1 protein-coding gene is annotated in these 265 nt (G+C 40.0%); it reads left to right on the forward strand.

The window, feature by feature from the left end; genetic code table 11:
* Positions 1-59 precede the first annotated feature (59 nt).
* A partial coding sequence (locus ABCO64_RS10830) for a hypothetical protein (protein ID WP_343089488.1) occupies positions 60-265 on the forward strand: 206 nt, incomplete at its 3' end.

Raw genomic sequence — 265 nt, forward strand, 5'->3', positions numbered from 1 at the left:
CCTATCAAACGAGTGTAGAAGGGTTATTCGCATGTGGAAATGCACTCCATGTCCATGATTTGGTTGACTTTGTCACAGAAGAATCAACGAAGGCTGGCGAACAAGCCAAAGCCTACATTTTAAACAATAAGAAACGTTCAAACAATATGATTTCAGTTACCCCTTCAAGTAATGTGTCATATTTATTGCCACAAACGTTGGATATGGATGATGAGTTTGAAGACGTGATTTTATCACTCCGTACGACAACCAATGCGATGAGTGG

Source organism: Methanocalculus natronophilus, assembly GCF_038751955.1.
Taxonomy (GTDB): Archaea; Halobacteriota; Methanomicrobia; order Methanomicrobiales; family Methanocorpusculaceae; genus Methanocalculus; species Methanocalculus natronophilus.